Source organism: Sphingopyxis sp. 113P3 (assembly GCF_001278035.1).
GTDB lineage: Bacteria > Pseudomonadota > Alphaproteobacteria > Sphingomonadales > Sphingomonadaceae > Sphingopyxis.
The window spans coordinates 2,845,633-2,871,483 of sequence record NZ_CP009452.1; the positions used below are offsets into that span (position 1 = coordinate 2,845,633).

Here is a 25,851-nt window from a genome sequence, read left to right on the forward strand (position 1 = left end):
CCGCGGACGCGACTGGTTGAGCCGCGACGGAACCTTGCCGCCGCGGCCCCCAGACTTCCACTCAGAAGTTTGCCCGAAAACCGATCGTGAAACGGCGGCCGATGGCGTCGTAGGTTTCACGTTCATAGAGGTAGAAGGGCGGTTTGCGATCGAACAGATTGTCGACATTTGCGAAGAAGCTGAAGTTCTCGCGCACGTCGAGGTTCGCACCGAGGTCGAAGTAATGCACGTCCCCGGTCTCGGGCACGGCGAGCAAGGGAGTCGCCGCGCCCGAAGCTTTTGCACCCGCGATACGACCGTCCTTCGCGGAGCCGATGAAGCGATGACGGAGCGAAAGCTGGAGCTTTTCCATTTCCCACGTCAGACGCTGGGTGAAACGCCATTTGGGGCTGGCGGTGCTGCAGCTTCCGCCGCCGATATAGCCGGCACAGTTCACCGGGTTCACGATCGGACTGCCCTGCGAGATCGCATCGATCAAATAGGTACCCGCGATATAGTAGCTCAGGCTGCCGGATGATCCGAGGCTGTGCCGATAATCGAGCCGGTAGTCGATGCCCGAAGCCTCCAGCTTCGCGATATTGGCATTGAGTAGCGGCACATCATAGAGCTGGCCGTCCGGCGTCCGGTTCTGCAGCGGCTGGCAGAAGATGTTGTTCAGCGACATGTCGGCGTTACACGCCGTGATGACCGACTGCAAACCTCCACCGAACGATCCGATCGCGTCGTCGATCTTGATCTTGTAGTAATCAACCGTGAGCTGCAGGTTGGGAACGAACTCCGGGCGGATAACCGCTCCGACCGACCAGGTATCCGAGGTTTCCTCCCTCAGGTTCGGGTTACCACCGGTGATGGCTCGGATCTGCTGGTTTTCCTGCTGGAACACGTCGATTACCGATGCAGGGATGCCGAGCGAATTCACGCAGAAATCGCGCTCCTGCTGCGTGCGGTCGGGCCCCGCGTTACAGAAGTCGACGGCCTGGGGCGCAGTGTTGGTGGCTCCGGAATAGAGCTCGACCACGTTCGGCGCGCGCACCGCACGCTGATAGAGGCCGCGGAACTTGAGACCGCGGAAAGGCGAATATTCGCCGCCCATCTTATAGGACCAGACCGCACCCGCTGTCGAATAATCCGAAAAGCGCAGTCCCCCCTCGAAGGCCAGCAGTTCCACCCCCGGCATGTCTCCAAGGATCGGCACGTAAAGCTCGCCATAGACTTCAGAGACATCGAAAGAGCCCGCCGTCGGGCTGAGGCCGGCCGAGCGCGACAGGGCCTTGCCCTGGACATAGAGCTGGTCGGGGTCGAAGGACGAGCTTTCCTTGCGATACTCGGCACCGATCGAGATACCGAGATCCCCTGCGGGAAGCGAGAAGAGCGAACCCGTCAGGCTGGCACCGACCTGTTTCTGCCGGATCGTGGTGATGTTGGTGAGATCCGTATAGATATAGCTCATCATCTCGGGGGTAAGCGAATTAAGCCCGAAAGGATTGAGAACCACGCAATTCGGATCGGCGACCGCGCACTTGTAAGGGTCGTTGGGATCGGTCAGGAAGCCGTTGGCAAAATTTTCGATCAGGACGCCGCCGCCCTGGACATCGGTAACTTTGGTCTGGCCCTGGTTATAGAAGACTTCCCACTTCAGCCGATCGGTCAGATTACCTTTCAGGCCGACGACAAAGCGATAGAAGTCACGCGTCTGGTCGCTGGTACGCGAACCGCCGTCGAGCAGGCGCCGGTTGATATTGACCGGCACGAGGCTGTCGGCGTCCCCATCCAGGTTCACGCTCAAGAAGTCGCGCAGCGTCGGATCGAGGTAGGGATTGCGAATATCGAGCTGGAAGCCCGGGATAAATCCTGAGCTGCTCATAGGCACGGCGCCGAGCGTCGAGTTGATTTTGCTGTGGACGTACGACCCTTCCCAGAAGGCGGTAACGCCGTCGCTCACGTCATAATGACCGATCACCGACCCCTGCCAGCGCTGCATCGGCATCTGGAGGTTTGTGTAGGGACGATCGTTGAAACCGTCACTGGCCTGGTAGGCGCGCCACCCCTCATCGGCAAAGAAGATGCCGGCGGTCCCTATCGTAGTGCCATATGGATCGGTCAGGCCAACGAGCTGAGGGCTGAAAATCGTACCTTGCGGCGTGACGCCGTTGCCCGCCGGCACCAGAACCGGCTTCCCATCGACGACGGCATCGGCAAAATACTCGACCGCGTGCTTGCGCGCCGCGCCCTTGACCATCGCGCGATCGTAATAGCTGCCATGAAACACGATGTTGCCGCGCCCGTCAGCGAAATTGCCACCGACCGTCAACTCGAGATTGTACCGCTCTGCGTCACCCTTGTCGCTGAGGCCATAGGAGCCGCCGACCTCGAAACCTTCGAAATCATCCTTGGTCACGAAGTTGACAACGCCCGCCATGGCGTCCGAACCATATACGGCCGACGCGCCGCCGGTCACGACCTCGACGCGCGATACGAGCGAGGGTGGAATCATGTTGAGGTCGACGACGCCATCCTGCGACGCCCCGACAACCCGGCGCCCGTTCTGCAACACCAGCGTGCGAACCGTGCCGAGGTTTCGAAGATTAACCGTTGCCGAACCGTTACCCGCGTTCGATTGTGCGCCGGCCCCCGCCACCGCCTGGGGCAGCGCGTTGAGCAGCTGCTCGGTCTCGAGGGTTGCGGAATATTTGATTTCGTCCTGACCGATCACATTGACAGGGCTGTTGGATTCAAGGTCAGGCCGCGGGATGCGCGAACCGGTGACGACAATCGACCCCTCGTCGTCGGCGAGCGCCTCCTGCGCCATTGCCGACCCCATGACTGCCATTGACAGGAAAAGCGCCGAACCGCCCCTCAATCCCGCCCGAACAGCTGCTACCCTCTTCAAACCCATGATCGTCACTCCCTGAAACTGGAACGCCCGCCTGCGCTGCTCACGATCGCTGACGTTTGCCGCCATCCATTCCCGTGAACAGTTGCGTGATTTTGAGCATATTGGCGCGAGGCAGTCAATTCCATGGCGCGAAAAAATGTGAAATGTATCATTTCAGACGTGTGACCGCGCTTTGAGCCCTGCGCCTCGATTGGCAATGAAGCGGCAAATTTCAAATATAACTGACTGTATTGAAATGGTTATTTCTCATAGCCGATTCAAGAAACACATCCTCTTCCGGAAGAGACGCTCACGCGCGATCGGGACGACTGCTGCCCCGTCCGGCCGCTTGTCGGATGTAATATCGACACTTGACCAAGGGCGCCCGCTATAACATCATGACCAAAATCACGCGTTTTTTGGTTTAATAATCGCGCGGTGAGTCGGCGAGCCGCCGGCGGCAACATAGGAGACCTTATCGATGAGCAAGGCATTCGTCGTGGCGATCACCGCCCTGATCGCGGGCACTACCAGCCTTACCCCGTTCGCGGCGGCCCGCGCGACGGAGCAGGTCTCGCTTCTGCAGGCTACGCCGCCCGATGGCCAGGGCAGCTACGAGGAGTTGGTCACGCTGTTTACCGCCTTTAATGAGTGGAAAACACCAAAGGCGATCGACGGCATAGTCAACTATAGCCCCGCCGCCGTCGAAAAGCGCCGTGCCGAACTTAAGGCCTTCCAGGCGAAACTAGCCGATTTCGCGGTCGCGCGCTGGGATCGACACAAGCAGGTCGACTACCTGGCCGTCCGCGCACAAATGGACCTTGCCGACTTTACACTGAATGTCACCAAGCCCTGGGCACGCGATCCGGGCATGTATGTCGACGAGCTTCAACGACTTGCCTACACTGACGTGCCGCTCAAGGGGGAGGCCCTTAAATCCTTCCGTGCTCGGCTGCGGACAATCCCGGGCTATCTCGCTCAGGCCCGCATCAACCTCGACTCGGTTGCCGCCGACTATGCCGATCTCGCAATCCACAGCCTGTCGCACGGCGACGGCGTCGGCCACGGCATGCCCTACCGCCCCGTCGAACCTGAAGGCTTGATCGGCTGGTTCGCCGACCTGCACGCACGCGCCGCGAAGCAGCAGCCCGCGTTGGTGCCGGATATCGAGGCTGCGGAGCAGGCTATCATCAGCTTCCGCGACTGGCTGGTCAGCGCGCGCCCCGCCATGACCGCGCCCGCCGGTGTCGGCAAGGCTGCCTATGACTGGTTCCTGACCAACGTCCGGCTAATGCCTTATGACTCTGACGAGATTGTCACGCTCGCCGAGCGCGAGCTCGCGAGGCACTGGGCGAATTACACGACCGAGCGCCACCGCAACCGCAATCTGCCCGAACTCGAACTGCCCGGATCGGCTGAGGAGTATGAAGCGCAACTCGCCGGCACGGACGCCAAGATCCGCAAATGGTTGAGCGATGAAGAGATCATCACCATTCCAGACTATATTCCAGCGACCTACCAGGAAGTCGGCTTCAACGCGCCTTGGATTGTCCGCCCGAACGGACCGATGTTCTGGGAACAGGTCCAGTTCCGCGACGCCTCGCCCGACCATCTTCACGCGACTTTCCCCGGCCACCGGTTCGACGGTATGACCGGCAAGCGGGTTTCGCACCCGATCCGCCGCCATATCAGTGACAGCGGCCGGACCGAAGGCTGGGGCTTCTACCTGGAGGAAAGCGCGCTCCAGCTGGGGCTGTTCGACGACCGTCCGCGCACGCGCGAGCTCATCTACATCTTCGGACTCTTCCGCGCTGCCCGTACGATCGGCGACGTCAAGATGCAGCGCAACGAGATGACCGTCGATGAGACCATGAACTTCTGGAAGGAGTGGACCCCCTATCTCGATGACAATGTCGCGCGCGTTGACGCGGGCATCTATATCCGGCGCCCGCCCGGTTACGGCATGACCTACACGATTGGAGCGATGCAGCTTCAAAAGCTGCTCGTAGATCGCAAGCGCCAGCTCGGCGACAAATTCTCGATCAAGGACTACCACGACTATCTTATGAACACCGGCCGCCTGCCGGTATCTCTGCTGCGCTATGACCTCACCGGCTACGACGACGAAATCAAAAAGCTATGGCGCCACCAGCCGCTGTCCACAGTAATCAGTCACAAACCCTAGCGAACCGATGAGCAGCGCGAAGTGCCGCCGTCATCGCCGGGTATCGGCCTTGCGCGCAATAGCTTAGCCGCTAGCGCCGGCGCGGAGACTGCCGGCGCAGCCGCAATTCTCTGGGCCTTCGTCAAGGCGAGTTCCAGGTATCCACCTGGGGCTCGCCGCGACCGACTGACCGGCCCCCACCGAGTGGTCCGAGCGGATTGTTAGTGCATTGACGCCTCCATCGCCAGTGTTGGCCGTAGGTGGGCGGCGCGCATTTGAGCATATGCGCGGCGAGAGCTTCGGTAGTCATCGTGCCACCGCCGATCTCGGCAATGATCCATTCGAACAGCGCTTCCAGTCCCAGCCGGAAGGACTGGCGCATCTGCACGCGCTTCCAGTGCAGTGCAGGCTCTGCGATTTTTTCATCTTCCAGTTCGAGCATCGCCTGGCGGAGTTCGCCTTCGCCTTCATTCTGCTCGCCCTGATTATCGGCAGCGCGCGTAAGGAGCTCGAAGCCGCCGCGTCTTTTGGTCGGCGCCCGGGCGCCTATCAATCGCTCGCGCATGGCGCGTTTTGGCATGCACATGATCGAGGCATTCGAGATTGGCCGACCACCCGCCGAAGGTGAGATTGCCGGACCCCACGGTCGCGTGAGTCGCGTCATCGGCCTCCAAGACCATCAGCTTGGGATGAAAGCAGCCGCCGCGGACGGCTACGGGGTGGACAGCATATTCGCGGCCAATGCGAACTGCGCCGCGTTCTTTGAGCGCCATGCGGTAGCCGAGCGGATCGGTCAGGATCGTAATGTCCGAAACGCCCTCGCGCGGTGGGAACCAAATTATTGAGTCCCTCCTTTAAACCGAAACCATGGAGCGATTATCCACCGCGTGGCTCTATCGCCATCAGCGAATATGCATTGCAATGCGCGATGAATGCCTAGCAGCACCGCAGCCCGCCCCTCGCCATTGACCAGCCGCGCGACCGTTTCGTCGGGAACGCCCCAGCGCGCGACCAATGCAGTGGCCGCTCGCACCATCGCCAGCTTTTCATCTTCGTCATATTGAGCTCTGGCGATCGACATGGACATATCCGCTGACTTCGAGGAGCTCAGATAGGACAGAACGTCCGCTCAGGCCATCTTCTATCTTACCGATCGGTAAGAAATTAAAGAGAAGGCCGTATATCGGATTGCTTTCTTCCCGATCGGTAAGGAAGGCTCTTGAAACGCGCTTTGTCGTGTGCAATCTTCCCGTTCGGGAAGAATGACATGATCGACAACGCAATCGAATTCGGCGCAGCCGTCGCATCCGCTCGCAAGACCCTTGGCCTTACCCAGCGGGAGCTGGCGCTCGCAATCAACAGCGGCGAACGCTTCATTGTCGATCTGGAAGCAGGAAAGCCCACTGCGCAACTCGGTAAGGCCCTCGCCGCCGCTAGGGCTGTCGGCTTGCGGCTCACCGCAACCGGCATTTCGCCGGCCTAACGGTGGATCTTCCGGTTCACTACGAAGACCGCTTGGTCGCTACGATCAGCGCCGACGCGCAGGCCACCCGCCTTGCCTATGCGGATGCCTGGGGTTCATCCGCTGACAGCTTCCCGGTCTCGCTGGCGATGCCGATCCGGCCAGAGCCCTATGAGGGTGAACAGGTTCTTCCCTGGCTGATGAACCTTCTACCGGAAGGCGAACCGCTGCGCGCGATGACGCGGGCGCTCGGCGCGGCACCGGGGGACGCACTCGGCCTGATCGCGCAGACCGGCAATGATCTGGCAGGCGCGCTCAGTATCGCGCCGCAGCAACCGCGCGGCGAGCCCGGCTATCGTCCGATCCCGGATGACGGTGCACTTGAACGTATCGTCGAGGAACTGCCCGCGCGGCCATTCCTGGTGGGCGAAGACGGCGTCTCGATGAGTCTTGCCGGCGCACAGGAAAAGCTGCCGGTGACCGTCATAGAAGGCCAGCTTGCGGTGCCGATCAACGGCGCGCCGTCGACGCACATCCTCAAGCCCGACAATCCACGACTGCCCGGCAGCGTCCAAAATGAAGCGCTCTGCATGGTTCTCGCCCGCCGGATCGGGCTCAATGTCGCGCCGGTGACGGCAGGCATAGCAGGGCAACGCAGCTACCTGCTTGTCGAGCGCTATGATCGGGCAGGCATCGGCAGCAATGTTCGCCGTCTGCATCAGGAGGATTTCTGCCAGGCCCTCGGCCGGCCGCCTGCCGCGAAGTACGAGTTCAACGGCACCGGCACGCGCGGCCCTTCGATCGCAGACATGTTCGCCCTGGTCCGCCAGCATATGACCGCGCGCGACATCACCCGACTACTGGACGCAATGATCTTCAATATTGCGATCGGCAACGTCGATTCGCATGCCAAGAACTACTCGATCCTGCTCGGCCCGGGCGCGCCGCAGCTTGCCCCGCTCTATGACCTGATGTCCGGCCTCGCTTGGACGAACATCACCCAGAATCACGCCCAGGCCATCGGCGGCCAACGCCGCGGCCGCCACATCTACGGCCGCCACTGGTGGCGCATGGCCGAAGCCGCAGGGCTGGCAGCGCGAGGAACGGTGCAGCGGGTAGAACAGGTGACGGCACGGTTGCTGCGAGAGCTACACGCAGCGGTCGAAGAGGTGGCAGCCATGCCAGCAGGTTCGTCGATGCTGAAGGTCTTCGCAAAGGAGATCGAAGAGCGGGCAACCGAAGTAAAGGCGCACGCCGGGCAGGAAGGTGTGCCAGAAGTAAGCGGAGGCGTGGATGAGGCACCTTCGTTGGGAGGCTCAGCATATGATCAATAAGATCTGGCCACTCGCGTCCTGGTCAGGCCCTGCGATATCGGTTAGCATTGTCGCCGCCGAGGCGGGCCGCAATCTCAAGAAGTCGGTGCTCGAACTGGGTGGTTCGGACATCTTCGCCGTCCTGGACGATGCCGATCTCGATCGCGCAGCCGATATGGGCGCAGCTGGCCGCCTGGCGGTCGCCGGACAGGTCTGCACGGCCGCCAAACGCTTTCTCGTCCACGAGAAGGTGGCGGAGAGCTTCATCGAGAAACTCGTGCAGAGGTTTCGGGCGATGCGCGTGGGTGATCCCATGGATGAAACCGTCGATCTCGGCCCTCTTTCCTCGCTGGCCGCGCGCGATTCACTCGCCGAGCAGGTCCGCAATGCGGTCGCGGCGGGCGCGCGTGTCCTCCATGGCGGCAACCCGGTCCAGGGCGGCGGCGCTTACTTCCAGCCGACGATCCTGTCTGACGTCGCGCGGGACAACCCTGCCTATTTCGAGGAGTTCTTCGGGCCTGTCGCGCAAATCCATATCGTGCGCGACGACGAAGAACTGATCCGGCTGGCGAACGACTCACCCTACGGCCTGGGCGGCTCCATCTTCTCGGCCGACATCTCCCGGGCCAAGTCGCTCGCATCGCGGATAGAGGCGGGCATGGTCTGGATCAACGCGATGACTGGCGGCGGCCCGGAACTTCCGTTCGGCGGGGTGAAGCGGTCCGGCTACGGCCGCGAGCTCGCCGAGAACGGCATCAAGGAGCTGGTCAATCAGAAGCTGGTGGTGGTGGCGTCCACAAGGCAGGCCGCATAATCCATCGACCCGAGCGAGAGCAGGAACCGCTCGCTCGCTTTCAACCTGCACCCTGCGCCCGCTCCGGTCGAATTGCGAACTGCCGGATCAGAGCCTGGACGTGCCTCGCCCGAGAGCGACGGTAGCACTCCCTCCCATCCTCCCAGGCCCAGACCTGTCAGTTTCAACCCTGATTGTGTCACTTCCGCCAAGCGTGCCGCTGCCGAGAGGCGACTAAACAACCTTTAGCAGCGGCGCTCCTGCCGCCTGAACCAAGGAGACCCATCATGGCGACGATCATTACCAAGGACGGCACCGAAATCTTCTACAAGGACTGGGGCAGCAAGGACGCGCGGCCAATCGTCTTTCACCACGGCTGGCCGCTCTCAAGTGACGACTGGGACAGCCAGATGCTCTACTTCCTGGGCCAGGGCTACCGGGTCATCGCCCATGACCGGCGCGGCCACGGTCGCTCCAGCCAGACCGACACCGGCAACGAGATGGACACCTATGCCGCCGATGTCGCGGAACTGGCGTCCGCGCTCGACCTCAAGGACGCGATCCATGTCGGCCATTCGACCGGCGGCGGGGAGGTTGCCCGCTATGTCGCCCGCGCCGAGCCGGGCCGGGTAGCCAAAGCCGTGCTGGTCGGCGCCGTGCCGCCGGTCATGGTGAAGTCGGACGCGCATCCCGACGGCGTGCCGATCGAGGTGTTCGACGGTTTCCGTTCCCAGCTCATCGCCAACCGCGCGGAGTTCTATCGCGAGATCGCCAGCGGACCGTTCTTCGGCTTCAATCGCGACAATGCGAAGGTGAGCCAGGGCTTGATCGACAACTGGTCCCGCCAGGGCCTCGCCGGCGGCGCCAAGGCGCAGTACGACTGCATCACGGCGTTTTCGGAAACCGATTTCACCGAGGACCTGAAGGCGATCGACGTGCCTGTCCTGGTCATGCACGGCACCGACGATCAGATCGTCCCATTCGCCAATCATGGTCCGAAGGCGGTCGAACTGCTCAGGAACGGATCGTTGAAGGCATATGAGGGCTTGCCCCACGGCATGGCGCAGACGCACCCCGAGATCATCAATCCCGATCTCCTTGCCTTCTTCCGCAGCTGAGCGAACGAAGCGAACCGGCAACCGGCGCTAGCGTCGAGCCAGGCGCCGGTTGCCAGCCCAGCGGCGAAGACCGGGAACACCGGCCAAGCCGTCAAGAACCATTCCGATCTCCGGGAAACGCCGGCGGCCCGCTGCCCGCCGCGCTTGCGGAGCAGTGTTCAACACCAAGGAACCCCGATGAGAGACCACGACAATATCGGCGAAGCCGCTGACTTCGAGCGCCGCGCACGCGAGAACCAGGCGCGCCTGACCGCCAATCTTCAACAAGCTTATGACTTCATCGTCTGCGGCGCCGGATCCTCCGGATCGGTAATCGCCCGCCGCCTCGCCGAAAATCCGGACTGCAGGGTGCTTCTTCTCGAGGCAGGCGGAAGCGACGAGGCCGAGAGCGTGCTCGACCCGGCCCAATGGCCGACCAATCTCGGCAGCGAACGCGACTGGGGCTTCCAGGCCGAAGCCAATCCCCATCTGGATGGACGCTCGCTGTCGATGTCGATGGGCAAAGGCCTCGGCGGCGGCTCCAGCGTCAATGTGATGGTCTGGGCGCAGGGGCATCGCAGCGACTGGGACCATTACGCCGCCGCATCGGGCGATCCGGGCTGGGGCTCCACGGCGGTGCGCGATATCTATCGCCGCATCGAGAACTGGCAGGGTGCGCCGGACCCGCAATATCGCGGCACCAATGGCCCTGTCTGGGTCCAGCCTGCCGCCGACCCAAGCCCGCTTGCTGGCGCGATGCTGGACGCTGCGCAGGAACTTGGCATCCCCCGCTTCGACAGCCCCAATGGCCGCATGATGGAAGGCGAAGGCGGCGCAGCCTATACCGACATGCTGGTGCGCAATGGACGCCGTCATTCGCTGTACCGCGCCTATCTGCGGCCATTGGCGGACCGGCCGAACCTGACGATCCTGACCGATACGCTCGTCCGACGCGTCCTGTTCAACGGTCGCCGGGCAGTCGGAGTGGAGATCGAACGAAACGGCGGCATCCTGGCGATTTCGGCCGGGAACGAGGTGATCGTTTCCACCGGCGCCATCAACACGCCCAAGTTGCTCATGCTTTCAGGACTGGGCGATCGCGCAGAACTCGCTCGCCTTGGCATCTCGCTGGTCGAGCACGTTCCCGGTGTCGGACAGAACCTCCAGGATCACGTCGCCTTCTGCTGCACCTGGGAATATCATCGTCCGCTGGCTCCTCGTAACAGCGGGAGCGAGGCCACGCTTTACTGGAAGACGCGGCCGGACCTGGAAGCGCCGGACCTGCTGTTCTGCCAGGTCGAGTTCCCGGTGCCGAGCGAACGCACCGCCGCTCTCGGCGTGCCGGAGCACGGCTGGACGATGTTCGGCGGACTGGCTCGCCCGCAAAGCCGGGGCGAAGTGCGCCTTGCCTCCTCCGATCCTCATGCCGCTCCGATCGTGGACGCCAACATGTTGTCCGATCCGGCGGACGTCGAAGCCGCACGGGCCTGCGTCGCGCTCACGCGGGAACTGGGTGCCGCCGCAGCCTTCAGGCCATTCGTCAGGCGGGAGGCCATCCCCGGCGAGGGCAACCCGATCGACTATCGCTTCATCCGCGATTCCGCGGTGACCTACTGGCACCAGAGCGGCACCGCACGGATGGGGCGCGACGACATGGCGGTGGTGGATGCGACGCTCAAGGTGCGTGGCGTCGAGGGACTGCGGGTGGCCGACGGATCCATCCTGCCGAGAGTTTCGACAGGCAACACCCAGGCTCCTTGCGCAATCGTGGGAGAACGGGCGGCTCTATTCATTCGAGACGCCCACGGCATCTGAAGACGTCAGGCTCCTCTCCGGTGGCTTACTCCGCCACCGGAGAGGAAAGGCGCTGGTTCGCCAGTCCTCGAGCCGGGCAGATCACTCTGCAACGCTCGCCTTTGAACCACAAATATTTTCATAGCGGTCCAGCAGCGCCTGCACCTCCACGAAGCGCGATTGCACTTCAGCAGATTCCAGCGGATCGTAGCGATAGAGGGTTGTCCCCTCGCGGTCGCGGATGGTGAGTGTCAGCGACTGGTCAAAGCGCCATGCCAGCTGCTGCCAGGCGAAAAGCTCCGCCAGATCTTCGGGCGCTGCGGCACTGGCATAGAAGGAGACGAACGGACTCTTGCGAAGCGATTCGTAGAAGGCAGGGGAATAGCGCAGGGGAACAGCCGACTCCCTTCGAAATGGCGTCCTTGCGGCAAGGCTGGAAGCATGCGGCTCGGACAGGGTGCGAAGATCGTCCCAGATACCGGCACGGAAAGGTCCGGCTGCATTGTCCGTCAGGCCAAGCACCTGGTCGACGACATGCGACGCTTCGTGCAGCAGGATATAGGTAAGCGCGTCGCCCTCCCCGGCATCGAACGCGACGCCGAAGCCTGACCCGTCATCTTCGAACAATCGGGCTTCCTTAGTGTTCAGGAATGCGGTCAGGCTTTCGTCCAGCAGGCTGGTCCGCAAGGTGATGTCGAATTGCAAGCTCGTCTCGTCGAGCCCGACCCTGCTGGTGAGCGCACTTCCGGAACCGGGCTGAAGATCGAGGAAGCTCAGTCGCCTGAGGTGCCGCTGCAGAACGTCACGATGCAGGCGCGGCAATCGGGCAAGCGCGCGGTTTACCGCGGCGAGTTCCTCAGGGGTAAGCTTGTGCACCGAAATGGCGCTCGCCCCTGCGCCGGAGAATATGTCGATGATCGCCGGGTCGGGTCTGCCGATGCGAGAATCCAGCGGTACGAGATCACTCGCACCGGGTTCGAGGCAGGCAAGCGACTGCGATCCGCCCGGCGTGGCCTGGGCCAGAACCGGGGTGGGTCCGGCCTGAATCGCCAGTGACAGGGCCGCCATTGCGCCAAGGCCGTTCCTCAAGCCGAACCTCCCTGTTTCATCGTATTCTTCGCCCTTCCTTCGTCCGTCCGGTTGTTGCATGACCGGGGTTAGCGCAACGCGATACCCCCTCCGCCTCAGGCCGTGGGCACCGTGCCGCCGTCAATGACGTATTCGGTACCGGTAATCGTACCGGCGCGGTCCGACGCGAGGAAGGCGATCAGGCTCGCCACCTCTGCGGGTTTTGACGGCCTGCCGATCGGTATTCCGCCCAGCGAGTCCATGATCATCTGCTTCCCTTGTTCGACGTCCACCCCATGCTCTGCCGCCAGCCGCCTGGCCAGGTCGACCGAGGATTCGCTTTCGATCCAGCCGGGGGAGACCCGCACGACGCGCACTCCGTTGGGAGAGACCTGCTTCGAGAGGCTCTTGCTGTAGGTGGATAACGCTGCCTTTGCAGCGGCGTAGGCGGTGGTCGCCTCTGGCAGCGGCAGTTCTCGCTGGATCGAGGTGACGTGGATCACGACGCCAGACCCGCGCGCCTGCATTTCGGGAACAAGCTCGCGATCGAGACGGATCGCCGGCATGAGGTTGAGATCCAGTTCCTTCTGCCATTCCTGATCGGATAAGGCTTCGTAGCCGCCGCCCGGCGCCGACGATCCGCCCAGCATGTGAACGATAATGTCCACCCCGCCGAGCCGCTCGCGCACGGCAGCGGCCAGCGCGGTGCAGCCTTCCGCCTGCGTGAGATCAGCGGCGAAGAACTGCTCATCGGGCAGCGCCTCGGGCTTGCTTCGGGCACTGGTCAGAACGCGAGCGCCCAGTTCCTCGAACAGGGCAACCGTGGCAGCCCCCGCACCCCGCGTGCCAGCGGTCACAAGTGCTCGCTTCCCTTCCAGGCTGACAAACGGGGTCATGGGACGATCTCCAGCTCGGCGATCTTCTCATCCTGAAGGACGAAGAAATATCGCAGGTCCACCGGGCTACCGGGGAAGTTGCCGACAAGGTGGCTGGCAACCACAATTCGCCTGTCTTCTTCCGAAAGGGCAAAGGGCTCGGCGGTATAGGTATACTGCGTGGACGCATTCGCCATCCACTGCCGGATCGTATCCCGACCGGTATAGGTGTTACCTTCGTCGATGACGACCGCGTCCGGCGTAAAGCATTCCGAAATCGACTTCGCATCGCCCTTCTTGTCGGCGGAAAAATAGGCTGCAATCGCGCCAGGTAGTTCGATGGTCATGATCTGTCTCCAATTCGGTCCCGCCTTTCGCGGCTTCCGTCCGATGCAGATTTAGTCGCTTTGACAGCATTCCCATAACCGGGATAAAGCGGGACGAAGAATTTCGGTTTTCGGGACAATGCGCAATTATAGCCTCACCGATTTCGATGCGGTTCTCGCGATCAGCCGCAGAGGCACTTTCCGCGCGGCCGCGCTCGATCTTGGAATGTCGACGAGCGCACTCAGCAATGCGATTGCCAAGCTGGAGGGGCAGCTCGGGGTACGCCTCTTCAATCGCACGACGCGCAGTGTTTCGCTGACCGCTGCGGGGCAAAGATTTGTCGATCAGGTGACGCCCGCGCTGAAGGATATCCATCAGGCGCTCGATACCGTGCGCTCGCAGCAGGAGACGCCGTCCGGCACGCTGCGCATCAACACCTTCGCAACGGCAGGACGCGAAATACTCGCGCCCCTGGTGATCAAGTTCCTGCGGCGCTACCCCCAGGTCCACATCGACCTCGTGACCGAAGGCAACCTCGTCGACATCGTGGCCGAGGGGTTCGATTTCGGGGTGCGAAGCGAGAATCTTCTGCCGACGGACATGATCGCGATTCCCCTAGGTCCGCCAAGGCGATATGCCGTGGTTGGCTCCCCCTCGTATTTCGAAAATCGTGATCGGCCTCGCGTGCCGTCCGACCTCCTTGCGCATCCCTGTATTCGCACGCGGTTGCCAAACGGAGCCTTGTTCCGTTGGCAGTTCGAGGCCGAAGGGCAGCCGGTGCAGGTCGATGTGGACGGTCCTGTAACGCTCGACGAGGCCAGCCTCGCCCGCGCCGCCGTTCTCGGCTCCTTGGGCATAGGTTTCTTCATGGAATCCGATGTGCGCGATGACATCGAAGCGGGTCGGCTTGTCCGAGTGCTGGACGAATGGACGCCGCCGCTTTCACCCCTCTGCCTCTATTACCCGAGCCGGCGAAATCCGCCTGCAGCGTTCAAGGTTTTCGTCGACCTCGCTCGCGAACTCGCTCGCTCGTTGCGCCAGCACTGACTCCTCCAGGGTTCCCAGCTTCGGCCTTTGTGCAGCCAATCGGGTCGAGGGGACGCGGGTACCGATGCCCCGGCACGTGCCCGGCGCCCTGGCCTTCGTCGGCGCTTGCCTCGGGATCACCCGCTTCACACGAAACAGGTTCCGCCGTCGGAACGAAGCGGACGCCGCGCTTCCTGACCGACAGGATCAGTCCGGCAGTCAGGACCGCCAGGCCGGTAACCTGCATCAGCGTGGGGATCTCGCCTGTCAGCGGCACGCTCAGAACGATGGCGACCCCCGGCGCAAGAGCGGGAAAGAGCGAAGCGCGGGCTGCGCCGAGACAGCTCACCGCACGGCCGAAGGCGAATAGCGAAACGATGCCCGAGAACAGGCCGAGCACGACGGCGAACTCGATCACCATCAGCGGACCTGCGGCAATCAGCGCCTGCGGACCACGAATGAAAAGGTAACCGGGGGCATAGACCGCAAGCGAGATGACCGACACCGCGGCAGTGGTTGCCATGGGGTCCGCCGACCAGCGATGCTGCAGCAGGGTGAATAGCGCCCACATCAGGCCCGCCACGATGAAAAGCAGGTCTCCCTTCCAGGCGTGTGAGCCGCCATCGAACAGCCCGGGGCCCACGGTTATCGCAAGGCCGGCGACGATCACCGCAAGTCCGATGGCGCGCGCGATGTCGACCCGATCATCAAGAAAGGCAGCGGCGAGGACGGTGCCCATCAGCGTCACGGTGCCGAGCTGGATCACCGGGCCATGTGCCAGGGGCGCAAAGGCAAGGCCGGCGGCGCTCACCAGAACGAATAGGGGGCCGGCGAGCAGCGCAAGCACGGCACCCCGGAACCAGCCGACGCCGCCCAGCGATCTCACGTCCCTGCGCAACAGCCACGGCAGCATCAGTGCACCGGCTGTGCCGTAGCGCAGGAAGGCGAAGTCGGCCGCGTTCAAGCCTGCATCGATTCCGAGGCGCGCATAGGCGAAGAAGCCGCCCCAGATTAGCGCGGCGATTCCGCCCCATATGGATCCCCTTCGGCCGTCGGTCAGGCGCGGCCGACATGAGCAGGGCGGGAGTTGGTTGGTTGCTGGCGACAGGAGCATCGCTTTTGGTCCTTGCACGCAGTGATGGTCTAGCCGACGTGCGGGCGCGCCGAGCTCAGCGGGTCGACCGCGCCCGCCCCGTCTGCTCAGTTCGCACCGACGGCGCTGGACTCGCCGGCTCGCTCGCGACTTTCACGTGCCGCGCGGTCGATCACATCGGACACCGCCTGCGCCTGGGTCATGAAGAGCGCATGGCTGCCGGGCACTTCGGTGATGTCGGCGTTCATGCGCCGTGCCATGTGCAGCAGCATGCCCTCGCCGAACGCCTTGTCCTCGCGGGCGATCACGGCCCAGCTGGGCTTGTTCCGCCAGGCGGCCTGGCCGATCGGCGTGGCGAAGACCGACATGTTGATCGGCACCTGCGAATCGCGCAGGAATGCGGCGTCGCTGTCGCTCGCATCGGCGGCGAAGGCGGCCTTGAACCTATCCGGGTTCACGAAGCCGAAACCATCGCCTTGCGTGTCGATTACGAAATCGGTGGCAGCGGGGAAGCCTTCATATTGCTGGGCGGTCGTCTCGCCCGTATCGGGAGCGAGCGCAGAGACGTAGACGAGGCCCGCCACCTTTGGGTGGTTCCCGGCCTCGGTGATCACCGTGCCGCCCCAGCTGTGCCCGACCAGGATGACGCGCCCCGGCTGGCGATCGATCACCCGGTTGGTGGCATCCACGTCGTCCTCGAGCGAGGTCAGCGGGTTCTGCACGATTGCGACGCGATAGCCCCTGTCGATCAGCCGGTCGTAAACGCCGCGCCAACCCGACCCGTCGGCAAAGGCGCCATGGACCAGGACGACGCTGGTCGTGTCTTCGGGGGTGCCGGCCGACTGGGCATCGGCCACGCCTGTCATGGCGAGCGCGGCCGCCGCGCCGAGCGCTAGGTTACGAATCTTACGTGTCATGATAGTCTCCTTCTCGTCGGTCCGGCGAAAGTGCCGGGAGATGACAAGGAAGCTACCGGGGTGGCGGCTCCGGCACGCTTGGGGAAAGCGACAGAATGCGGGGCAAGACTGACACGGAAGAATCGAGCCGGATAGTCGCGGAGATCGCGCTGACCATCTATCCCGAATGCCAACTCTCAGCGATCTACGGGCTGACTGACCTGTTTCGCCTTGCCGTCACCGCGGCGCAGATGGCAGGCGAGCGCGACGCGCCAGTTATCCGCGTCACCCACTGGCAGGAGACAGACGAAGGGGTGGCCTGCACCTTTGACAGCCACCCCGGCGAGCCGCACCGCGTCACCTACATCATCACTCCGCCCAGTCTGGTCATGCCGAACGACCTGCCTTCGATGCGGGCGCTGGCCGTCTGGATGACGCGCCATCACGAACAGGGCGCGATTTTATGCTCGGTCTGTGCCGGGGCGTTCGTGCTTGCCGAAACCGGGCTGTTCGAAGGACGGGAGGTCACCACGCACTGGGCCTTCGCAGAAGCCCTGAGTTCTCGCTTTCCGGATGCGAAGGTCGATGCTGACCGCATCATTGTCGACGATGGCGATATCATCACCGCAGGTGGAATTCTCGCCTGGACAGATCTCGGCCTGACACTGGTCCAGCGGCTACTGGGTGCCAGTTCGATGTTGCAAACCGCACGCTTCCTGTTGATCGATCCGCCGCGGCAAGCGCAGCGACCCTATATCAGCTTCATCCCGAAGCTTGATCATGGCGACGCGGCGATCCGCTCAGTACAGCATTGGCTTCAGGCAAACGCGACGACGGAATGGTCGGTAAAGACACTTGCCGATCGCGCCGGGCTGGAAGAGCGTACCTTCCTGCGTCGTTTCAAGGCCGCGACAGGGTTTCGTCCCACCGAATATGTGCAACAGATCCGCATCGCGCGGGCGCGCGAGGCGCTTGAGCTTACCCGCAGACCGGTCGAACAGATCGCCTGGGAAATCGGCTATGGCGACCCGTCCGCATTCCGCAAACTGTTTAACCGGATCACGGGGCTGCCCCCGGCCGAATATCGACGGCGCTTCGGCGTTGCGCTCCAAGCCCGGAAAGAGGCGCAGGTTGAGGCCTGAGCGGCATCCGCCCGACCATGATCAGGCGGATGCCAGCTCGTCGGCCGAGGCGAGCCTGATAGAGGCGAAGGCGTTCAGGCAGCGAGCAACATAGCCTCGTCGCGCGCTTGCGCCAGCGCCGCTTCCTTCTGATCCGGGCCGATGTTTACACCATCCGCGGCAACGACCTCCGGCTCGATTCCGATGAAATTGAAGGCAGTGCGCAAGTAGGTCTCGAGATGCTCCATGGGAGCGGCAGGCGTATCGGCACCGTAGAATCCGCCGCGCGCGAGCGCGACTATTACCCGCTTTTCGCCTACCAGGCCTTCCGGTCCTGTTGCCTCGTAGCGAAATGTTTTGCCAGCTATGAGGATGCGGTCGATCCACGCCTTAAGCTGGGTCGGGATCGAGAAGTTGTACATTGGCGCACCGATCACGACCGTGTCGGCGGCGAGGAACTCGTCGAGCACGGCGGTGTCGGCTAGTTCGGCCAGCGTCAAGTGGGGGAGCGGCTGCGCCACAAGATCACGCCGGATTACCTCTGCCCCTGCGTTGCTCGCGGTCAACTTGTCGATAATGGCCCGGCTGATCTGACGGCTGACGCTGTCCTCACCGGTGATGCTGCTATCGATATGCAAGATGGTCATTATTGGCTCCTTGGTATGGATTTGATACCTAGGAACATTAAGTAACCAGATGTTTGAGCCCCACAAGAACGCACATTTTTGTGTTTGAGGCACAAATTGGTACCGAGGGAACAGAAAGGTAACCGGCCATGGCGCACGACCCCAACAAGCCCGCCTGCCGCACCATTAGCGGCCTCCTCCAGCGCGTGGGCGACAAATGGAGCGTGCTGGTCGTCCACACGCTGGCCCATGGGAGCCGCCGCTTCAGCGAACTGCGGCGGGAAATCCCGAGCGTCTCACAGCGCATGCTGACGCTGACCTTGCGTAATCTCGAGAGAGACGGCCTCGTAAATCGTACGGTCACTCCCACCGTTCCGCCCCGTGTCGACTACGAGCTGACCGAACTCGGCCACGCGCTAACGGTCCCTATCAATGCCCTGTCGCAGTGGGCATTGGACAATGTCGACGCCATCAGCGCCGCGCAGGCCCGGTTCGACGCAGCGCGCGACGAGCCCAATCCTGCGAGCTTTGCCTGATCCCAGGATCGTACAATCAAGCGTGAGGTTGGTACCGAACTATTGTGACGGCGTACAAGGCACTGACCCCAGAGGCGGAACGTCATCTGCCGATCCTATTCCTCTCATTCAAGTCTGTCCGCGATCCAATTCTCGACTTCATTCTCAGGCCACGCAACGGCGTAGCCGCCAAGCTGCACCGGTTTGGGAAACTTGCCCTCGGCCATCCAGCGATAGGCGGTGCTCGACGGTGGCGGTCATGAGGTCGCGCACATCCTCGGCAGATATGCCGGCAGTGGTGGCAACAAAGCCCATCGCCTCGCGATCGCAGCAGTCCAGAGAGAAGGCGACCCGCACCTTCTCGCCGTTGTCGCAGCCGATTTCGAAGCCGTCGGAGCACCAGCGGGTGTTGCGAGTATCGACGGCGACGCGCCCATCGTGGCGACGCTCGTCCGCCTTGCCGCTATGGCGCTGGAGCAGCAGGCCATGCACCTTCATCACCCGGTAGACCCGCTTGGCATTGGGCGCAGATGGCCCGCCATTGCGCGCCTGCCGCCGCAGGAGCGCGTGGATCCGGCGGTAGCCATAGGTCGGCAGCTCGGCGATCAGGGCCTGAATACGCGCGACGAGCTCTTCCTCGGGAAGCGGAGGTCTGCCGCGGCTTCGGGCAGCGGCCTTGCGTCTGGCTGACGAGAGATGCTGCCGAGACACGCCCAATGCATTTGCCACCGCGCTCACAGGTCGCCCTCCGGCAACGAGAGCGTGCGCAACGGCGTTTTTTTGGGAGCTGCCACCCGCGAGATCGCCTCACGCAGGATTTCGTTCTCCATCGTCTTCTTGCCGAGCATGCGCTGCAGCTCGCGAACCTGGTTCTCGAGTGCACGATACTCGCTGGCCGGAACCACCTGGCCGCCGGCACGGGTAGCGGTCAGGGCGCCGCTTGCCGCCTGCCGGCGCCAGCCAAACAGCTGGTTCGGCGCCACCCCGTGCATGCGCGCCACACGCGACACGCTGTTGCCGGGCAGAAAGGTCTCTTCGACCATGCGGAGCTTCTCTTCCGGGGTCCACCGCCTACGGCGCTGAACCCCTCCGAGAACCTCCGCATGCACATAGCTCCTGGGATTACTGTCGGTCATAGGCCTCACTCTTACATAAGTGTGAGGAACTGTCCGGTCATTTTGGGGGCCGCTTCACTTTTCATCTGGGCCTTTGCGAAACGGCCTCAAAAGGCCCACAAAAGTGTCTGGAACCCCCGAGATTTCGCGGGACGTTCCGGAACGATCCAAGGGCCAAATCCCTAGCCGCTCTTATTCGTGACGATGTTGTTCTTGGGGAAGATCAATCGTTGGCGGCAGCGGGCGTTTGAGCAGGCCGAGTGCCTCCGCTGCGTCTATTTCATCGCGTGGGATCGAGAGGCTTGCGGGTTTGATGGAGGGGCTCGGACGTTCAGCGGCACGGCCGCACTGGCTATGTCGGGGCGGGCCTGAGGGCGGCGGCGATGATCCGGAACAGGGCGGCGTCGGGACAGGCGGAAGCGAAGGCGACGCGGATGCGGGAGGCGGTCTCGATGACGCGTGCGGCGACTTTGAGGAGCCGCAGGCGCAGGGTCGCGAACTCAGCGTTGGCAAGCGCGGCTGCCTTGGGGATGGCCTGCTGGATGCGCCACATCAGCCAGAATGCGGCGGTGTGCAGGATCAGCCGCATCTGATTGGCGTTGGCTGATCGGCATGACGTGCGATCGCTGGCGAGCTGGGCCTTGTGCAACTTGATGAGGTTTTCGGCCTGGCCGCGGGCGCAGTAGAGTGTGTCGTAGATGTGCTCGGCCGAGCCCTGCTCGAGCGAGGTGACGACGTAGCGGATATCCATGCCGAGCGTGCTGGCCTCGATCCGGGCGACGACACGGCGCTGGCATTTCCAGCTTTTCGCCCCGTAGCGGGTCTGGGCATAATTTCGCAGGACCACGTGCTGTTCCTCGGCCCGCTTGACCGCGCAGGCATCGGCAATCTTCACGATCTGTGGATCGGCGCGCAGCACAGCGTTGGTGGGCAGGCCGAAGACATAATCGATGCCCTGTGCCTCGCAGAAGTTCATGACCTCGGGTCTGCCGTAGTGGCCGTCGCCCCGGATCGTGATGTGGGTCGTGGGCCAGTACCTCTGGATCTGCCGCACCAGGCGACGGATATGGCCCGCGGCCTCCGCGCCGCTCGGCGTCTTGCCGGTGCGCAGCAGCATGGCGACCGGCCGCCCCGTTGCCGTGTCGTAGACGTGGATCGGCAGGAAACAGCGCTCACCGTGATGCCCGTTCCAGAACGATAACTGCTGGTAGCCGTGCACGACATCGCAGGTGTCATCGATGTCCAGCGTCACCGCCTCGGGCGGGGATGGATAACTGGCGCAGTAGATGTCGACCATCGCGGCCATCATGCGGGCCAGCTCGCGCGTGGTGGGTGCGTTTTCCCAGCGGCTCATCGTCGGTTGGCTGGCAAGGCCCGCGCCCGAACCCGGTAGCTTGCCCAGCGCCAGGCGGAAGCCGGGATCGTCACGCAGGGCGTCGAGGTCGTCGGCGTCCTCGTAGCCGCAGGCAATCGCCAGAACCCGAGCCCGCAGGATGTCATCCAGCTTGTGGACCACCCGCGAAGGATCGCGCCGATCGGCGATGCAGGTGGCCAGCTGCCTGCAGATGTCCATCTCGCGCTCGGCCTGCGCCAATAGCAGAACCCCGCCGTCCGACGTGATGCGACCGCCGTCGAAGGCAGCCGTGACTTTCTTGCGTTGGACCGCTGGGAATCGAAATGAGCTTGAGGTAACGTCGGTCATGGCGGGTGTAGCCTATGGCAATTTCTGTCCCGGAGCAGGGACGGCTTAGACACCCAATTTCTTACTTCAGAACAGAGCTTTACGCTACTCCCGCCTACCGCTCAGACACCCCTTGGTGCATAAGAGCGGCTAGGATTTCTGCGGGTTTTATAGATTATTTGGGAGAACGTGAGAAGAACAAATGGTGCCCAGAAGAGGACTCGAACCTCCACGACCTTGCGATCGCCAGCACCTGAAGCTGGTGCGTCTACCAATTCCGCCATCTGGGCACGGGGTAGGAGCGGGCGCTTAGCGGCGCGGCCTGTCGCTTGTCAACCGCGCCGGGGTGTGATGCATGACATTTTCTTTCAGAGCGGCCGTTTTGCACCGGCAAGGTCGGCGTCGCCCCTTGCCCCGCATCGCGCTTCGCGGCATGGGGAGGCCGCGCGGCGCGCAGCGCCGCAATAGAATCACGGACGGATGACATGGGGAACCTCGACGGGCAATTGATCACGGTGCTGGGCGGCGGCGGCTTCATCGGCCGCTATGTCGTGCAAAGGCTGCTCGCCCGCGGCGCGCGCGTTCGCGTCGCGCAGCGCGCGCCCCGCTCGGCGACATATCTCAAGCCGCTCGGCGGGCTCGGCCAGACGCAGTTCGTTGCATGCGATGTCCGCGACGCGGCGAGCGTCGCGCGCGCGGTTGCGGGAAGCGACGTCGTGATCAACCTCGCGGGGAGCTTCGACGATATGCGGGCCGTGCAGGCTGACGGCGCCGGCCACGTCGCAGCAGCGGCGCAGGCCGCTGGCGCCCGCACGCTCGTCCATCTCTCGGCCATTGGCGCGGACTTCGATAGCCCGTCGGTCTATGGGCAGAGCAAGGCCGACGGCGAGGCCGCTGTACGTACCGCCTTCCCCGGCGCCGTCATCCTTCGTCCCTCGGTCGTCTTCGGCCGCGAGGATCAGTTCATCAATCGTTTCGCCGCGATGATCCGGCTGTCTCCGGTTATCCCCGTGATTGCGCCTGCGGCCAAGTTTCAGCCTGTCTATGTCGGCGACGTAGCGGAAGCTGTGGTCTCAGCGCTCGACGCCTCGGCCTCGGGCCGCATTTTCGAGCTCGGCGGGCCGCAGGTGCTCTCGATGGCGGCGCTCATGCACTGGATCGCCGATGCGACCGGGCGCAAGCGCCTGTTCGTCGAACTGCCCGACGCGATCGCCTCGGTGCTTGCAAGCGGATTCGGCTGGTTGCCCGGCGCGCCGATCACGAAAGATCAATGGCTGATGCTGCAGTCGGACAATGTGGTGACGCCCGGCGCCGAAGGCTTTGCCGCGTTCGGCATCGCACCAGCATCGCTTGCTTCGGTCGCCGAAGGCTGGCTCGTCCAATATCGCCGTCATGGGCGCTTCGCCGGAATTGCGGCGCAGTGAGGCGAAGCGGGGTTTCGCCGTCATCCGAAAGCTTGGCAAAAGCGAAGGCTGCGGCATAAGAATGTTCAAGGACTGGGCGTCCGGCACATGTCGGGCGCCCTTTTGCATATTTTTCCCGTCAGGACATTAGCGCATGACCCTGCCCTGCCCCGTCCGCTCTCCCGCCGCCAAAGGAAGTTTTCATTGATCTGGCTGACTGCAATCATCCTCGGTATCGTCGAGGGTCTCACCGAATTCCTGCCCGTCTCGTCAACGGGGCATCTGATCCTCGCGACCGAACTGCTCGGCTATGATGCCTCGAAATGGGCAGTGTTCAACATCGCGATCCAGCCCGGTGCGATCCTCGCGATCGTCGTTCTCTATCGGCACCTTTTCTGGGACATGTTCGTCGGCTTTTTCCGGCGCGATCCGGTCGCAATCGCCTTTGTTCGCAACCTGCTCCTTGCCTTCTTCCCCGCCGTGGTTCTCGGGCTCGCATTCGGCGACCAGATCGAGCTATTGCTCGAGAATGCGGTTGTCGTCGCCTGGGCGCTGGTCATCGGCGGCTTTGCGATTCTCCTCGTCGAACGCTTCGCCAAGCCGCGCGAGAGCGGCGGGGTCGCCGCGCTGACGACGCGCCAGTCGATTCTCGTGGGCCTCGTCCAATGCCTTGCAATGATTCCCGGCGTCAGCCGCTCGGGCGCGACGATCATGGGCGCGATGTCGCTCGGCGTCGACCGCAAGACTGCCGCGGAGTTCAGTTTCTTCCTCGCATTGCCGACACTGAGCGGCGCAACCGTGCTGCAGCTCTTCAAGCATCGCGATGCGATTACAAGCGGCGACCTCGGCCTGATCGGCGTGGGAGCGCTCGTGTCCTTTATCGTCGCCTGGGCGGTGATCAAGGCTTTTCTGGCGGTGGTAACGCGCTATGGTTTTGCGCCTTTTGCTTGGTATCGGATCATCGTCGGCGGCGCCGCGCTTTTATGGCTGGCCCTGAGATAGGTCCGAATCGGTACTAAATCGCGAAAGATAATTTCGCGGATCTCATCGAGGGCCGAATTGCGAGATTTTAAGGTCAGCGTTTCTGACCTATATCTCATTTCTTCCGTGACAGACCTCAGCTGAGCATGCATCCGGCTCCCAACGAAAGGGAATATGCATGGCAGCCGAACGCATGCTCCAATTTGTGGGGCGCGAACAATCCTATCCCGACAAGCGCTCGCCCGAAGAGCGCGCGCGCGATTTCAAGGAAATCGCCGAGCGCTACGCGGCGCCAGAGGCCGACGCACAGGCCGCGCGCTGTTCGCAGTGCGGCGTGCCCTATTGCTCGGTCCACTGCCCGCTCCACAATCATATTCCGGACTGGCTGCGCCTCACTGCCGAGGGGCGGCTGCGGGAAGCCTATGAACTCTCCAACGCCACCTCGACGATGCCCGAGATCTGCGGGCGCATCTGCCCCCAGGATCGCCTGTGCGAAGGCAATTGCGTCATCGAATTTTCGGGTCACGGCGCAGTGACGATCGGCAGCGTCGAGAAATATATCACCGATACGGCCTGGGCCGAAGGCTGGGTCGAGCCGGTCCACCCCGGCCCCGCGACGGGACAGTCGATCGGCATTATCGGCGCCGGCCCTGCGGGGCTTACGGCGGCCGAATATCTGCGGGTCGAGGGGCATGAGGTGCATGTCTACGACCGCCACGACCGGGCTGGCGGGCTCCTCACCTATGGCATCCCGGGCTTCAAGCTCGAAAAGGACGTGGTGATGCGCCGCGTCGAGCGGCTCGCGGCGAGCGGGATTCACTTCCACCTCGGCTTCGAGGTCGGCCGCGAGGCGACGCTCGATGTGCTCCGCGCGAAGCACGACGCAATCCTGATCGCAACCGGCGTCTACAAGGCGCGTGAGATCAATGTGCCCGGCAATGAAGCTGCCGGCGTCATCGCCGCGCTCGACTATCTCATCGCTTCCAATCGCAAAGGCTTTGGCGACGCGGTCCCCGAATTCGAGGACGGCCGCCTCAACGCTGCGGGCAAGCATGTCGTCGTGATCGGGGGCGGCGACACCGCGATGGACTGCGTGCGCACCGCGGTGCGCCAGGGCGCGAAATCGGTAAAATGCCTCTATCGCCGCGACCGCGACAATATGCCGGGCTCGCAGCGCGAGGTTGCCAATGCCGAAGAAGAAGGCGTCGAGTTCGTCTGGCTCTCTGCTCCCGAACGCTTCACCGCCGACAGCTCGGTCAAGGAAGTGGCGGTCAAGGGCATGCGCCTCGGCGCCCCCGACGCAAGCGGCCGCCGCAGCCCTGAACCCGACCCCGGCCGCGCGTTCGACCTTCCCGCCGACATGGTGATCAAGGCCTTGGGCTTTGATCCTGAGGACTTGCCGCAGCTCTTCGGCTCGCCCGATCTCAGCGTCACGCGCTGGGGCACGCTGCGCGTCGATCACCAGACGATGATGACCAGCCTTCCGGGCGTGTTTGCCGCCGGCGACATCGTGCGCGGTGCGAGCCTCGTCGTCTGGGGCATTCGCGACGGGCGCGACGTCAGCGAGGCGATGTCGAAATGGTTGAAGGCGAAGGCCAAAAGCGAGAGGAAGGCCGCCTGACCAAC

24 protein-coding genes, 1 tRNA gene and 1 pseudogene are annotated in these 25,851 nt (G+C 63.2%); 13 read left to right on the forward strand and 13 right to left on the reverse strand.

Annotated elements, in window-relative coordinates:
- Window positions 1–61 precede the first annotated feature (61 nt).
- Window positions 62–2,896 (reverse strand): TonB-dependent receptor domain-containing protein, encoded by a 2,835-nt coding sequence (locus tag LH20_RS13905; protein ID WP_158501144.1) that lies wholly within the window; start codon window positions 2,894–2,896, stop codon window positions 62–64.
- A 460-nt stretch (window positions 2,897–3,356) separates the two neighbouring features.
- Between LH20_RS13905 and LH20_RS13910 the strand changes: the two genes are divergently transcribed.
- Complete coding sequence (locus LH20_RS13910; RefSeq protein WP_053554725.1) at window positions 3,357–5,060, forward strand: DUF885 family protein; 1,704 nt, start codon at window positions 3,357–3,359, stop codon at window positions 5,058–5,060.
- A gap of 121 nt (window positions 5,061–5,181) precedes the next feature.
- Here LH20_RS13910 and LH20_RS13915 read toward each other — a convergent pair whose 3' ends face one another.
- On the reverse strand, window positions 5,182–5,619 hold the full coding sequence (locus tag LH20_RS13915) for a hypothetical protein (protein WP_144423579.1): 438 nt from the start codon (window positions 5,617–5,619) through the stop codon (window positions 5,182–5,184).
- 4 nt (window positions 5,620–5,623) lie between these two features.
- On the opposite strand from LH20_RS13915, the gene LH20_RS13920 reads away from it, so the two are divergent.
- A complete protein-coding gene (locus tag LH20_RS13920) occupies window positions 5,624–5,884 on the forward strand; it encodes a hypothetical protein (protein WP_235526985.1) in 261 nt (86 codons plus the stop codon).
- Here LH20_RS13920 and LH20_RS22980 read toward each other — a convergent pair.
- Window positions 5,878–6,120, reverse strand: coding sequence for a DUF2384 domain-containing protein (locus tag LH20_RS22980; RefSeq protein WP_235526986.1), 243 nt, complete (start codon window positions 6,118–6,120; stop codon window positions 5,878–5,880). The genes LH20_RS13920 and LH20_RS22980 overlap by 7 nt on opposite strands.
- A gap of 186 nt (window positions 6,121–6,306) precedes the next feature.
- Between LH20_RS22980 and LH20_RS13925 the strand changes: the two genes are divergently transcribed.
- From LH20_RS13925 to LH20_RS13945, 5 genes are all read left to right on the forward strand, one after another.
- The gene (locus LH20_RS13925) at window positions 6,307–6,522 is read left to right on the forward strand and encodes a helix-turn-helix domain-containing protein (protein ID WP_053554728.1); all 216 of its coding nucleotides are present in this window, start codon (window positions 6,307–6,309) and stop codon (window positions 6,520–6,522) included.
- 2 nt (window positions 6,523–6,524) lie between these two features.
- Window positions 6,525–7,835, forward strand: a complete 1,311-nt coding sequence (locus LH20_RS13930) for a type II toxin-antitoxin system HipA family toxin (protein WP_053554729.1) — start codon at window positions 6,525–6,527, stop codon at window positions 7,833–7,835.
- The gene (locus LH20_RS13935) at window positions 7,825–8,628 is read left to right on the forward strand and encodes an aldehyde dehydrogenase family protein (protein WP_053554730.1); all 804 of its coding nucleotides are present in this window, start codon (window positions 7,825–7,827) and stop codon (window positions 8,626–8,628) included. Before LH20_RS13930 ends, LH20_RS13935 begins: the two co-directional genes overlap by 11 nt.
- Window positions 8,629–8,894: 266 nt before the next feature.
- Window positions 8,895–9,725 carry an alpha/beta fold hydrolase gene (locus tag LH20_RS13940; RefSeq protein ID WP_053554731.1) on the forward strand — a complete coding sequence of 277 codons (831 nt, stop codon included), beginning with the start codon at window positions 8,895–8,897 and terminating at the stop codon, window positions 9,723–9,725.
- Window positions 9,726–9,902: 177 nt separating this feature from the next.
- Window positions 9,903–11,519: a GMC family oxidoreductase gene (locus LH20_RS13945; RefSeq protein ID WP_053554732.1), complete on the forward strand. Its 1,617-nt coding sequence runs from the start codon at window positions 9,903–9,905 to the stop codon at window positions 11,517–11,519.
- Window positions 11,520–11,600: 81 nt separating this feature from the next.
- Here LH20_RS13945 and LH20_RS13950 read toward each other — a convergent pair whose 3' ends face one another.
- From LH20_RS13950 to LH20_RS13960, 3 genes are all read right to left on the reverse strand, one after another.
- On the reverse strand, window positions 11,601–12,587 hold the full coding sequence (locus LH20_RS13950; protein ID WP_144423581.1) for a hypothetical protein: 987 nt from the start codon (window positions 12,585–12,587) through the stop codon (window positions 11,601–11,603).
- Window positions 12,588–12,682: 95 nt separating this feature from the next.
- Window positions 12,683–13,462, reverse strand: coding sequence for an SDR family oxidoreductase (locus LH20_RS13955; protein ID WP_053554734.1), 780 nt, complete (start codon window positions 13,460–13,462; stop codon window positions 12,683–12,685).
- A complete protein-coding gene (locus tag LH20_RS13960) occupies window positions 13,459–13,788 on the reverse strand; it encodes a nuclear transport factor 2 family protein (RefSeq protein WP_053554735.1) in 330 nt (109 codons plus the stop codon). The genes LH20_RS13955 and LH20_RS13960 overlap by 4 nt, the downstream gene beginning before the upstream one ends.
- 118 nt (window positions 13,789–13,906) lie before the next feature.
- Between LH20_RS13960 and LH20_RS13965 the strand changes: the two genes are divergently transcribed.
- Entirely contained in the window at window positions 13,907–14,815 is a 909-nt protein-coding gene (locus tag LH20_RS13965; protein ID WP_053554736.1) for a LysR family transcriptional regulator, read from the forward strand.
- Here LH20_RS13965 and LH20_RS13970 read toward each other — a convergent pair.
- On the reverse strand, window positions 14,760–15,908 hold the full coding sequence (locus LH20_RS13970; protein ID WP_053554737.1) for a DMT family transporter: 1,149 nt from the start codon (window positions 15,906–15,908) through the stop codon (window positions 14,760–14,762). The genes LH20_RS13965 and LH20_RS13970 overlap by 56 nt on opposite strands.
- An 86-nt stretch (window positions 15,909–15,994) precedes the next feature.
- Entirely contained in the window at window positions 15,995–16,804 is an 810-nt protein-coding gene (locus tag LH20_RS13975) for an alpha/beta fold hydrolase (RefSeq protein ID WP_053554738.1), read from the reverse strand.
- A 95-nt stretch (window positions 16,805–16,899) separates the two neighbouring features.
- On the opposite strand from LH20_RS13975, the gene LH20_RS13980 reads away from it, so the two are divergent.
- Entirely contained in the window at window positions 16,900–17,925 is a 1,026-nt protein-coding gene (locus LH20_RS13980) for a GlxA family transcriptional regulator (protein ID WP_053554739.1), read from the forward strand.
- A 74-nt stretch (window positions 17,926–17,999) separates the two neighbouring features.
- On the opposite strand, the gene LH20_RS13985 is transcribed toward LH20_RS13980, so the two are convergent.
- Complete coding sequence (locus LH20_RS13985; protein WP_053554740.1) at window positions 18,000–18,551, reverse strand: FMN-dependent NADH-azoreductase; 552 nt, start codon at window positions 18,549–18,551, stop codon at window positions 18,000–18,002.
- Between the two features lie 128 nt (window positions 18,552–18,679).
- Between LH20_RS13985 and LH20_RS13990 the strand changes: the two genes are divergently transcribed.
- Window positions 18,680–19,066: a winged helix-turn-helix transcriptional regulator gene (locus tag LH20_RS13990; protein ID WP_053554741.1), complete on the forward strand. Its 387-nt coding sequence runs from the start codon at window positions 18,680–18,682 to the stop codon at window positions 19,064–19,066.
- A 104-nt stretch (window positions 19,067–19,170) separates the two neighbouring features.
- On the opposite strand, the gene LH20_RS22985 is transcribed toward LH20_RS13990, so the two are convergent.
- From LH20_RS22985 to LH20_RS14010, 4 genes and pseudogenes are all read right to left on the reverse strand, one after another.
- Window positions 19,171–19,272, reverse strand: coding sequence for an AlpA family phage regulatory protein (locus LH20_RS22985; RefSeq protein ID WP_083455421.1), 102 nt, complete (start codon window positions 19,270–19,272; stop codon window positions 19,171–19,173).
- 10 nt (window positions 19,273–19,282) lie between these two features.
- Window positions 19,283–20,181 (reverse strand): annotated as a pseudogene (locus LH20_RS24010) (IS3 family transposase); the annotation flags it as partial.
- Window positions 20,182–20,512: 331 nt separating this feature from the next.
- Window positions 20,513–21,862, reverse strand: a complete 1,350-nt coding sequence (locus LH20_RS14005; RefSeq protein WP_053554743.1) for an IS1380 family transposase — start codon at window positions 21,860–21,862, stop codon at window positions 20,513–20,515.
- 182 nt (window positions 21,863–22,044) lie between these two features.
- Window positions 22,045–22,131: transfer RNA gene (locus LH20_RS14010), tRNA-Leu, on the reverse strand.
- A gap of 195 nt (window positions 22,132–22,326) precedes the next feature.
- On the opposite strand from LH20_RS14010, the gene LH20_RS14015 reads away from it, so the two are divergent.
- The 3 genes from LH20_RS14015 (at window position 22,327) to LH20_RS14025 (ending at window position 25,846) form a co-directional block, all read left to right on the forward strand.
- Window positions 22,327–23,265, forward strand: a complete 939-nt coding sequence (locus LH20_RS14015) for a complex I NDUFA9 subunit family protein (protein WP_053554744.1) — start codon at window positions 22,327–22,329, stop codon at window positions 23,263–23,265.
- 183 nt (window positions 23,266–23,448) lie between these two features.
- Window positions 23,449–24,246, forward strand: a complete 798-nt coding sequence (locus LH20_RS14020) for an undecaprenyl-diphosphate phosphatase (RefSeq protein ID WP_053554745.1) — start codon at window positions 23,449–23,451, stop codon at window positions 24,244–24,246.
- Window positions 24,247–24,403: 157 nt separating this feature from the next.
- A complete protein-coding gene (locus LH20_RS14025) occupies window positions 24,404–25,846 on the forward strand; it encodes an NAD(P)-dependent oxidoreductase (RefSeq protein WP_053554746.1) in 1,443 nt (480 codons plus the stop codon).
- Window positions 25,847–25,851 lie beyond the last annotated feature (5 nt).

Excerpts from the sequence above, each read along its gene's own strand:
- LH20_RS13905 (WP_158501144.1), bottom strand. The coding sequence starts at position 2,896 with ATGGGTTTGAAGAGGGTAGCAGCTGTTCGGGCGGGATTGAGGGGCGGT.
- LH20_RS13910 (WP_053554725.1), top strand. The coding sequence starts at position 3,357 with ATGAGCAAGGCATTCGTCGTGGCGATCACCGCCCTGATCGCGGGCACT.
- LH20_RS13915 (WP_144423579.1), bottom strand. The coding sequence starts at position 5,619 with ATGCCAAAACGCGCCATGCGCGAGCGATTGATAGGCGCCCGGGCGCCG.
- LH20_RS13920 (WP_235526985.1), top strand. The coding sequence starts at position 5,624 with ATGATCGAGGCATTCGAGATTGGCCGACCACCCGCCGAAGGTGAGATT.
- LH20_RS22980 (WP_235526986.1), bottom strand. The coding sequence starts at position 6,120 with ATGTCGATCGCCAGAGCTCAATATGACGAAGATGAAAAGCTGGCGATG.
- LH20_RS13925 (WP_053554728.1), top strand. The coding sequence starts at position 6,307 with ATGATCGACAACGCAATCGAATTCGGCGCAGCCGTCGCATCCGCTCGC.
- LH20_RS13935 (WP_053554730.1), top strand. The coding sequence starts at position 7,825 with ATGATCAATAAGATCTGGCCACTCGCGTCCTGGTCAGGCCCTGCGATA.
- LH20_RS13940 (WP_053554731.1), top strand. The coding sequence starts at position 8,895 with ATGGCGACGATCATTACCAAGGACGGCACCGAAATCTTCTACAAGGAC.
- LH20_RS13945 (WP_053554732.1), top strand. The coding sequence starts at position 9,903 with ATGAGAGACCACGACAATATCGGCGAAGCCGCTGACTTCGAGCGCCGC.
- LH20_RS13955 (WP_053554734.1), bottom strand. The coding sequence starts at position 13,462 with ATGACCCCGTTTGTCAGCCTGGAAGGGAAGCGAGCACTTGTGACCGCT.
- LH20_RS13960 (WP_053554735.1), bottom strand. The coding sequence starts at position 13,788 with ATGACCATCGAACTACCTGGCGCGATTGCAGCCTATTTTTCCGCCGAC.
- LH20_RS13965 (WP_053554736.1), top strand. The coding sequence starts at position 13,907 with ATGCGCAATTATAGCCTCACCGATTTCGATGCGGTTCTCGCGATCAGC.
- LH20_RS13970 (WP_053554737.1), bottom strand. The coding sequence starts at position 15,908 with ATGCTCCTGTCGCCAGCAACCAACCAACTCCCGCCCTGCTCATGTCGG.
- LH20_RS13975 (WP_053554738.1), bottom strand. The coding sequence starts at position 16,804 with ATGACACGTAAGATTCGTAACCTAGCGCTCGGCGCGGCGGCCGCGCTC.
- LH20_RS13980 (WP_053554739.1), top strand. The coding sequence starts at position 16,900 with ATGCGGGGCAAGACTGACACGGAAGAATCGAGCCGGATAGTCGCGGAG.
- LH20_RS13985 (WP_053554740.1), bottom strand. The coding sequence starts at position 18,551 with ATGACCATCTTGCATATCGATAGCAGCATCACCGGTGAGGACAGCGTC.
- LH20_RS13990 (WP_053554741.1), top strand. The coding sequence starts at position 18,680 with ATGGCGCACGACCCCAACAAGCCCGCCTGCCGCACCATTAGCGGCCTC.
- LH20_RS22985 (WP_083455421.1), bottom strand. The coding sequence starts at position 19,272 with ATGGCCGAGGGCAAGTTTCCCAAACCGGTGCAGCTTGGCGGCTACGCC.
- LH20_RS14005 (WP_053554743.1), bottom strand. The coding sequence starts at position 21,862 with ATGACCGACGTTACCTCAAGCTCATTTCGATTCCCAGCGGTCCAACGC.
- LH20_RS14015 (WP_053554744.1), top strand. The coding sequence starts at position 22,327 with ATGGGGAACCTCGACGGGCAATTGATCACGGTGCTGGGCGGCGGCGGC.
- LH20_RS14025 (WP_053554746.1), top strand. The coding sequence starts at position 24,404 with ATGGCAGCCGAACGCATGCTCCAATTTGTGGGGCGCGAACAATCCTAT.